The following is a 9233-nucleotide window of genomic DNA, read 5'->3' as shown; positions in this document are numbered from 1 at the left end:
GTGACGGGGCGGGCCTCGCCGCGGTGCGCCGCGAGGCGGTCGGCGCCGGCGACCAGGCGCGGGGCGAGGGCCGCGATGCCGATGCCCACGCCGGTGCCGGCCGTGTTGGTGATGAGATCGTTGATGTCGGCCACCCGGTACTGGCAGGGCGCGAGGCCCCAGTTTCCGGTGTACTGGGTGAGCTCGATGGCCAGCGAGACGCCGAAGCCGGTCGCGAGGCTGCGCAGGGCGCCCCATTCCAGGAAGTCGCGGCAGAGGAGGCCCAGGGGCGCGAACAGCGCCACGTTGAGGACCATCTGGCGCACGTCCCAGCTGGCCAGGGCCGTCCGGAGCGGCTGGCCCGCCAGGTGCCGGGCCGTGTCGGAGAAGTAGGCCGTCGGGTCGAGCAGGAACTCGTGCGGGCGGTGCGCGCAGTACTCGGCCGACATGTCGGGCAGCGGGAAGAGGGTGTAGGCGATGAGCGCCGTGAGGTGGACGACGGCGGCGGCGGACCAGGCCGCCCGGCCGGCCGAGAAGCGGCCGAAGCGGCGGTACTGGCGGATGACCAGGGGCGCCGACAGCGCGAGGGACAGGGCGCCGCCGATGACCACGGACATGATCGCTTGGTTCACCATGGCTCGATTCCATCGTCCCTCCTCGTCATCGGGCATCCGCCCCGGGGCGGAGCCGACGGTGAACCAGCCTGCCACGATCGTCTGCGCGGCGGGGCCGGGCGGCGCGTTCCCGGCCCCGGAGGCCCTCGGGGCCGGGTCACAGGATGATGGGCGCCCACAGGAAGCCGAGGGCGACGATGACGGCGATCGACACGGTCCCCGGTATGACGAAGGGATGGTTCAGCACGAACCTGCCGACCCTCGTCGAGCCGGTGTCGTCCATCTCGATGGCGGCGACGGTGGTCGGGTAGTTCGGCAGCAGGTAGTAGTTGGCCACCGCCGGGTAGCAGGCCATGATCGTCGTCGCGCTGAGTCCGATGGAGACGGCCATCGGCATGAAGGCCGTCGTCGTCGCGGCGTGCGAGAACAGGATCGGCGAGGCGAAGTAGAGCACCACGGCGAACAGCCACGGCACCGAGTGCAGGGCGTCCGATGTGGCGTTGATGAGCGTGTCCCGGTAGGCGCCGAAGAAGACGTTGCCCATCCAGGCGACGCCGAGGATGCAGATGGCCGCGCTCATGCCGGCGCGGAAGGTGGACTGCGCGGTGATCTGGGCCACCTGGTGGCGGGAGACCAGGCAGATCACGGCCGCGCAGGTGAGCATGATGAGCATGATGGCCGAGGTCGCGTTCATCGGCGGGTCGTCCATGATGCCGAGCTGCTTGGAGCTGATCGTGGCGTAGACGATGATGAGCAGGACGGCGGCCAGGAAGATCCACAGGCCGGCCATGGCGCCCTTGGCCGGCCTGTAGTCGGGCTTCAGCGTCGAGGCGGAGCTGTGGGAGACCAGGCCCTTGGCCTCGCGCTCCTGGTAGACCGGGTCGTCCTGGAGCTCGCAGCCCTGGCGGGAGGCGACGACGGCGCCGACGAGACAGCCCAGGAAGGTCGTCGGGATCGTGATGGCCAGGATCTGCAGGTAGCCGACGCCGATCTGCTCGACGGAGGCCAGCAGGGCGGCGGTGGTGGCCGAGATGGGCGAGGAGGCGACGGCGATCTGCGAGGCGACGACGGCGATCGACAACGGCCGGGAGGGGCGCACCTTGTTCTCCTTGGCGACCTCGACGATGACCGGCAGCACCGAGTAGGCGGTGTGACCGGTGCCGCACAGCAGCGACAGCAGGAAGGTGGAGAACGGCGCCAGGTAGGTGATCTGCCTCGGGTGCCTGCGCAGCATCACCTCGGTCAGGTGGACCAGGTGGTCCACCGCGCCGGCGGCCTGCAGGGCGGCGATGGTGCAGATGACGGGCATGATGATGCCGATCACCGTCCAGGGGATGTCCGTGTCGACGTCCGTGGACAGGCCTGTGGCGATGAGGACGAGGGTGCCGGCCCCACCGGCCAGGCCGACGCCGACGCCGCCCAGCCGCGATCCCGCGAACAGGAAGACGAGCAGTATGACGAGATGGATCCAGATCATGATGATCTCCATGGGCAGGTGGTTGGCGGGCGCCTCGTCGCGCCGGCCGCTCACCACCGACTCTATGCCCCGCGGACCCGGTCCGGGGCCCGGTCCGCACTGTGCGCATCGCGCGCCTCCGCGGGGGCGCTCAGAGCTCCAGGCCCGGGTACAGCGGGTTGGCGCCGAGCAGCTCGCCGGCCTCGGCGTGGACGCGGGCGGCCAGGCCGTCGGCCATGTCGTACCTGGCCCTGCCGGGCGCGCCCCTGCCGGTGGTCGCCGGGGTGGTGCCCTCCAGGGCCTCGCAGACGAGGCCGGCGACGCGGTCCATGTCGTCGGGGGAGAAGCCGCGGCTGGTCAGCGCCGGGGTGCCCAGCCGGATGCCCGAGGTGTACCAGGCGCCGTTCGGGTCGCGCGGGATCGAGTTGCGGTTGGTGACGATGCCCGCCTCGAGCAGCGCCGACTCGGCCTGGCGGCCGGTCAGACCGAAACTGGTGGCCGCGTCGAGCAGCACGATGTGGTTGTCGGTGCCGCCGGTGACCAGCTCCGCGCCTCTGCGCAGGAGGCCCTCGGCCAGCGCCCTGGCGTTGGCGACGACGTCCCGGGCGTACTGCCTGAAGGCGGGCGTCCTCGCCTCGGCCAGGGCGACGGCCTTGGCGCTCATCATGTTGCCGAGCGGGCCCCCGAGCACCATCGGGCAGCCCCGGTCGACGTCGGCGGCGAACTCGTCGTCGACGAGCACCATGCCGCCGCGCGGGCCGCGCAGGGACTTGTGGGTGGTCGTGGTGACGACCTGCGCGTTGGCCACCGGATCCTCGTCCCCGGTGAGGACCCCGCCGGCGACCAGGCCGGCGAAGTGGGCCATGTCGACCATGAGGGTCGCGCCGACCTCGTCGGCGATCTCGCGCATGGTGGCGAAGTTCACGCGGCGCGGGTAGGCGGAGTAACCGGCCACGAGGATGAGCGGCCCGAACTCGCGGGCCCGGGTGCGGACGGCGTCGTAGTCGATCAGGCCGGTTGCCGGATCGGTGCCGTAGCTGCGCTGGTGGAACATCTTGCCCGAGATGTTCGGGCGGAAGCCGTGGGTGAGGTGACCGCCGGCGTCGAGGCTCATGCCCAGCAGGCGCTGCGAGCCGAGACGGCGTCGCAGCCTCTCCCAGTCCTGCTCGGACAGGTCGTTGACGCCCCTGGCGCCCAGCTCTGCCAGACCGGGGGTCTCGACGCGGTGGGAGAGGATCGTCCAGTAGCCGACGAGATTGGCGTCGATGCCCGAGTGGGGCTGGACGTAGGCGTGATCGGCGCCGAAGAGCTCCTCGGCGTGGCGTGCCGCAGCGGCCTCGATGGTGTCGACGTTGGCGCAGCCGGCGTAGAAGCGGTGGCCGATGGTGCCCTCGGCGTACTTGTCGGAGAACCAGGTGCCCATGGCGAGGAGCGTCGGCAGCGAGGCGTAGTTCTCCGAGGCGATGAGCTTCAGCGAGCCGCGCTGATCGATCAGTTCCTGGCGGATGGCTGCGGCGACGGCGGGCTCGGAGGCCTCGATGACCTCGAGCATGGCCTGGTAGGCGATGCTCGCCTGCTGTGTGACGTCGACTCCGGTCACGGGGACTCCTCGGGTCTGGGCGGTGCGGGCCGGGCGCGGCCCGTGCGCGGCACCGGAAGATGTTTTCCGGACCCCAAATCTAGTGGCCTAGTGGAGCTCGATCATGCGCCGGGGGCGTTCCTGGGCCGAGGACGCCTGCTCCTGCCACTGCTCGGCGGTCTCGGGCGCCACGCGGGCCGCGCGGGCGGGTCTCGCGGTGAGCCGGGTGGGCTCTGTCGTGCCCCGGGCGGACTGCGCACCGGTCCGTGCCGGCTGGGTGCCGATCCTGGTCGGCTGCGGCACGGGGGCCGGTGCGTCGATCAGGGTCGGCTGCGCGCCGGCCCGGACCGACCGGGGGGCGGCCTCGGAGATCGGCGCACCGGCGCGGGGGGCCTGCCCGCCGGCCGTGGTCGGCCAGTCGTAGTCGTCCTGCGGCGGGGCCTGCAACCGGATGAGCTCGCCCAGGCGGCCGCCGAGCCTGTCGAGCACCGGTGTCAGGGCCCTGCCGGCCAGGTCGAGCCTGATCGGCCCGGCGGCCCCCAGCACGGGGGAGCGGGGCAGCTCGACGTCGGGGCGCAGGATCTCGCGGGCGGCCTGCTCGTCGCGCCTGCGCACCGATGCCGCGGCGCTCGAGACGACGAGGACCCGCCGGCGGATCTGCTGGCCGAAGCGCCCCAGCAGCTCGTCGAGGACGGCTCGTCCGGTCCGTGCCGGGCCGACGCCGGCGCCGCTGACGAGGCACAGCGCGAAGTCGGGCACCTCGAGGGCGTCGGCGATGGCGGCCGTCATGCGGCCCGCGTCGGTGACCTGCACCTCCTCGATGCCGGCGATGCGCCGCGTCACCCGCCCCTGCGGGGAGCGCCCGGGCTGCTCGACGCGCTGGGCGAGCGTGCCGTTCGAGTGGTCGCAGGCGGTGGTGCGGATGCCGTGGGAGCGCAGCAGGGCGATGATCAGCGCGGTGACGGTGGTCGTCCCGGCGCCCCCGCCGGTGCCCGCCACGAGGAGCGACTGGGTGCTGCTCATGCCGCCTTCCCCTCCCCGCGCGCCGTCGGACCCCCGTGGGGCTCGGCGGCGGCCTGGACGACGACCGGGCGCCGGCCGCGGCGCAGCAGCTGGCCCCGCCCGGGCGGCATGGCCTGCGGGTAGACGCGCGGCAGGATCTGGCCCTCGGAACGGTCCCCGGACATCAGGAAGGTCGTGCCCCCGGTGTCGCGCAGGCCCTGCATCGCCTCGCCGTACATGGCCCTGGAGACGCCGGCCACGGTACGGGTGAGGACGACGTTGAAGCCGAGGTCCCTGGCCGAGGGGAGATAGGGCACGATCGGGTGCAGCGGCTCGGAGCCGCCCGCGTTGAGGATGTCGTAGTCGTCGACCAGCAGGATGACGCGCGGCGAGCCGGCCCGTTCGTCCGGGCTCAGCGCGGTGCGCGACTCGAGTTCCTTGGCGATCGAGGAGGCCAGCCCGACGGCGTCGCGGGTGCTCTTGGCGTGGCCGGCCAGGTACTCCTCGGGGACGGCCTGCGGAACGGTGCCGCGCGGGTCCATGACCGCGATGACCAGCTCGTCGCTGCTGAACCGTTTCGTCAGGCCGCGGGCGAGCGTGCGCAGCAGGGTGGACTTGCCGCAGCGGGCGTCGCCCAGGACGAGCAGGTGCTGGTCGGTGTCGAGCGGCTCCCAGAAGGCGTCCTCCATGGAGTCCTGGCGTATGCCGAAGGGGACCGCGTCGGGCTCCTGCTCGGGCGGGGTGAGCTGGGCCGGGTCGAGCGAGGTCGGCAGCAGCCGGATCGGCGCCGCGGCGGGGCCTCCCCACGCGCCGGCCACGCGCTGCGCCAGCTCGGACAGGGCGTCGCCCAGGTCCTCGTCGGCGGTGTCGTCCAGGACGGGCAGACACAGCTGGGCGAACATCCTGTCGTCGGTGAGCATGCGGCCGTACTGCTCGGCGCCGATCGTCTGCGAGAGCTTGCGGTTGATGACCGAGTCGGTCGGGTCGTTGAGGCGGAACTCCAGGCGGGTGCCGAAGCGGGACTGCTGGTTGATGCGCAGCTCGTTCCAGCGTCCGAGCACGGCGACGAAGTGGACTCCGTAGCTGCTGCCGCGCACGATCAGGTCGCTGATCTGGTCGGAGAGCTCCTCGAACTCGTTGCGCAGCAGGCCGAAGCCGTCGACGAGGACGACGACGTCGGCGCTCGGCAGCTCGGGCAGGTCGCCCTGGCCGTGCAGGTGGCGCAGGTGCGCCATCGACTCGATGGCGCGCTCCTGGAAGAGCCTCTCGCGCTGGGCGAGCATGCCGAGGAGCTCCTCGACGAGGCGGCGCAGCCGGTCGCGGTTGCCCCGTGTGGCCACGCCGCCGACATGCGGGAAGCCCTCGAGGCGGGCCAGGCCCCCGCCGGTCAGGTCCATGCCGTAGACGCTGACCTCGCGCGGGGTGTGCGTCAGCGCCAGTGAGGCGGTGAGCGTGCGCAGGAAGGTGGACCGGCCCGAACCGGGGGCGCCTATCACCGCGACGTGGCCGCCGCTTGTGGTGAGGTTGAGGCGCCACGGCTGCTGGGACTGGTGCGCGGGATCGTCGATGAGGCCGATCACCGCGGCCAGGCCCGGCTCGGGCTCGGTCTGGGTGAGGACGTCGTTGAGGGTCAGGCGCTCGGGCAGCGGCGGCAGCCATACCGGGCGCACCGCGCGGGCGTCGTCGCGCAGGCGCGCGACGCAGGCGTCCACCAGGCTCTGGCCCACCTCGGGCGCGGTGAGCTGGGGCGGGGCCTCGACGTCGTTGCTGGTCCGGCCGGCGGCGATGGTGTTGTAGACGGGCAGTTCGAAGGGCTCGGCGGCCCCGGCCTGCTCGTCGGCCGGGCTCTCGGCCTCCTCGACCGGGCCCGAGACGTAGCCGGCGCGGAAGCGCCGGTAGACCGAGGTGTCGACCTTCAGGTAGCCGTAGCCGGGCACGGCCGGCAGGTGGAAGGCGTCCTTCGTGTCGAGGACCACCTGCGACTCGCTCTCGGAGAAGGTGCGCAGGCCGAGGCGGTAGGACAGGTAGGTGTCCAGGCCGCGCAGCTTGCCGGATTCGATGCGCTGGCTCGACAGCAGCAGGTGCACGCCGATGGACCGTCCGATGCGGCCGATCTGCAGGAAGAGCTCGCTGAACTCGGGTTCGGCGGTCAGCAGCTCGCCGAACTCGTCGATGACGACGAACAGGTGCGGCATCGGCGGCAGCCCGGCGCCCTGGCGGCGGGCCTCGCGGTAGTGCGTGATGGAGGCCAGGTGCCCGGCGTCCTTGAGCATCTGCTGGCGTCGCACGACCTCGCCCTGGATGCTGGCGCGAGCGCGCTCGGTCAGGTGCGGGTCGTCGGCCAGGTTGTCGATGAGGCCGGCCAGGTGCGGAAGGTCGGTGAAGGGCGAGAAGGCCGCGCCGCCCTTGTAGTCGACGAGGATCATCGACAGGTCCTCGGGCGAGTGCGTCATGGCCAGGGTCAGGACGAGTGTGCGCAGCATCTCCGACTTGCCCGAACCGGTGGCGCCGATGCAGATGCCGTGCGGGCCCATGCCGAACTGGGCGCTCTCCTTGAGGTCGAGCAGCACCGGGGCGCCCTGGTCGTCCAGGCCGATCGGCACGCGCAGGAAGTCGGCGGGAGAGCGCGGGGCCCATCCGGTGGTCCTGTCGATGTCGTCGGGCGTGTGGATGCCGAGCAGCTCGTGGACGCTCATGGCCGGCGTCTCCTGCTCCTCGACGCGGTCCTCGGGGCGCAGCCGCAGCGGGCACAGCGTGCGGGACAGCGAGGCCATGCGCGCGGGGCTGGTGCGGTCGACGGCGATGGACTCGACCGTCCCGTGCTCGGCGCCGCGGAGCTCCAGGCGCGTCCCCCGCCCGCCGACGACCAGCCGGGCCGAGACGTCGCTCGGCTCGTGCAGCCGGTCGGACAGCAGGTGGATGACGGTGATGCCCACGTCGGCCGCCGTGAAGGCGCTGTCGGGCAGCGGCAGGGGGGCGGCGTTGGAGCCCCACTGGTCCGCGATGACGAGCATGCGGGGCGTGTGCGCCGTCGTCGTGGACATCGACCTGCGGCTCAGCCCGGCCTGCTCGACGCGATCGGTCAGCTCGGTGCCCAGCACGTGGGCCAGGGCGGGGAGGTCCGGGGCGATGCGGCGGGCCGGCACGGGGCCGTCGAAGAGACGGGCGTTGACCATGTGCGGCAGCTGGTCGACGCCGGCCCAGTCGCCGATGCGCGAGCGGGGGCAGGCCAGGGCGATCTTCAGGTCGTCGGGCGAGTGCAGGGCGGCGGCCTGGGACAGCAGCGAGCGGGCCGCGTTGAGCACCTCGTCGCGGTCGCCGATGACGGAGATGTCGCCGGCCCCGTTGGCGGGCAGGCGGACGGGCATGCCCGCGATGACCCGGTGCCCGTCGATGAGCCGCTCGGCCTCCCCCGCCAGTACCGGGTCCGCCGGGTTCATGGGGGTCTCGGACTCGCTCATGTCCAGCCGGATCCAGGGCATGTCCGCGGTGCCCACGCGCAGCGACAGGAAGTCGGCGTCGCCCATGCGGCGCTCCCACAGGCGCGCCGGGTCGGTGATGACCGACATGAGCCCGTCGGGCGTCGGGCAGCTGGTGACCGCCTGCTCGCGCACCCGGTGGACCTGCTCGTCCAGCTCGGCGTGCATGCTCTCCAGGTAGTCGAGGTAGAGCTCGCGCTGGTGGGAGCGCTGGCGGATGGCCTGGCCGCGGCCGCTGAAGGTCATGACGATGGCGCTGATGACGGCCACGAGCAGCACGACGGCGGCGATCAGCATGTACACCGGCTGGCCGTTGCGCATGACGACCATCATGAGCGTCGAGCTGAGGGCGCCCAGCATGGGCAGCAGCAGCTGGCTGTGCATGCCGCCGCTGGGCAGGTCGCCGGCGTTCGGCGGCGACGAGATCGTGCGCGGCTCGGGCCGGGTGAGCGGCTCGGTGACGCGGGCCGGGCGGTGGACGATGCGCAGGCTCATGGGGACTCCCCCCGTCCGGGTGCGGGAACCGGCTGGCAGGCGGCCATGAGGCGGGTGGTCAGCTCCAGGACGGCGTTGCGGCTGCGCTGGCTCAGACCGGTGCTGCGCGCCGGGTCGGCTCCGAGGCGCGCCGGGTCGTGGGGCACGAGGACGGGCGGGCGGCTCAGGGCGCTGCTCAGCAGGCGCAGCTGGCGCCTGCTCGAACCGCCGTGGGCGTCGTTGATGCAGACCAGCGGCGCGGCGCCCTCGTCCCGGAGCCAGGTGGCCAGGGCGAGGGCGCGGGTGAGGCGCCCTCGCGAGGTGCCGGCGACGATGCAGACGGCGTGGTTGGACGAGGCGATCGTGCTCAGCTCGTCGCGGTCGCGCACGCCGAAGTCCGTGACGAGGAAGTCCGGGAAGCGCGCGATGGGCGCCAGCTGGTCGGCCCAGCCGCGCACGTCCAGGCAGCCCGGGAACTGCTCGCGGGTCAGATCGAGGCAGGCCAGCCCGTGGGCCGTGCGGGGCAGGCCGGTCATGGCCTCGGCCAGGGTGGCCGGCGGGCGGGGCTCCTCGTCCCCGTCCCGGGCGCGGGCCGCGGCCAGTTCCCCGTCGGCCCGGCTGCGGGCCTCGTCGGTGAGCCCGGCGCGCGC

6 protein-coding genes are annotated in these 9233 nt (G+C 72.9%); all 6 read right to left on the bottom strand.

All coding sequences use genetic code 11. The features are described from left to right. Window positions 1-614: VanZ family protein (locus tag R2N01_RS10190; RefSeq protein ID WP_316670817.1), on the bottom strand; the 614-nt coding region annotated here is incomplete at its 3' end. Between the two features lie 136 nt (window positions 615-750). After that, window positions 751-2070, bottom strand: a complete 1320-nt coding sequence (locus tag R2N01_RS10185) for an anaerobic C4-dicarboxylate transporter (RefSeq protein ID WP_316670821.1) — start codon at window positions 2068-2070, stop codon at window positions 751-753. A gap of 130 nt (window positions 2071-2200) precedes the next feature. Beyond that, window positions 2201-3649 carry a glycine hydroxymethyltransferase gene (locus R2N01_RS10180; protein WP_399553279.1) on the bottom strand — a complete coding sequence of 483 codons (1449 nt, stop codon included), beginning with the start codon at window positions 3647-3649 and terminating at the stop codon, window positions 2201-2203. An 87-nt stretch (window positions 3650-3736) separates the two neighbouring features. After that, window positions 3737-4651 carry a hypothetical protein gene (locus tag R2N01_RS10175; RefSeq protein ID WP_316670814.1) on the bottom strand — a complete coding sequence of 305 codons (915 nt, stop codon included), beginning with the start codon at window positions 4649-4651 and terminating at the stop codon, window positions 3737-3739. Beyond that, a complete protein-coding gene (gene eccCa, locus R2N01_RS10170; RefSeq protein ID WP_316670811.1) occupies window positions 4648-8604 on the bottom strand; it encodes a type VII secretion protein EccCa in 3957 nt (1318 codons plus the stop codon). The genes R2N01_RS10175 and eccCa overlap by 4 nt, the downstream gene beginning before the upstream one ends. Beyond that, window positions 8601-9233, bottom strand: a 633-nt coding sequence (locus tag R2N01_RS10165; protein ID WP_316670810.1) for a hypothetical protein, incomplete at its 5' end; no start/stop codon positions are given. The genes R2N01_RS10165 and eccCa, both read right to left, overlap by 4 nt.

Source organism: uncultured Propionibacterium sp., assembly GCF_963539965.1.
In the GTDB taxonomy this organism is placed as follows: Bacteria; Actinomycetota; Actinomycetes; order Propionibacteriales; family Propionibacteriaceae; genus Propionibacterium.
Note: the sequence above shows the minus strand (reverse complement) of the source record. Positions and strands in the feature narration are given on the sequence as shown.

Coding starts and splice junctions, on each gene's coding strand:
- R2N01_RS10185 (WP_316670821.1), bottom strand. CDS start 2,070: ATGATCTGGATCCATCTCGTCATACTGCTCGTCTTCCTGTTCGCGGGA.
- R2N01_RS10175 (WP_316670814.1), bottom strand. CDS start 4,651: ATGAGCAGCACCCAGTCGCTCCTCGTGGCGGGCACCGGCGGGGGCGCC.
- eccCa (WP_316670811.1), bottom strand. CDS start 8,604: ATGAGCCTGCGCATCGTCCACCGCCCGGCCCGCGTCACCGAGCCGCTC.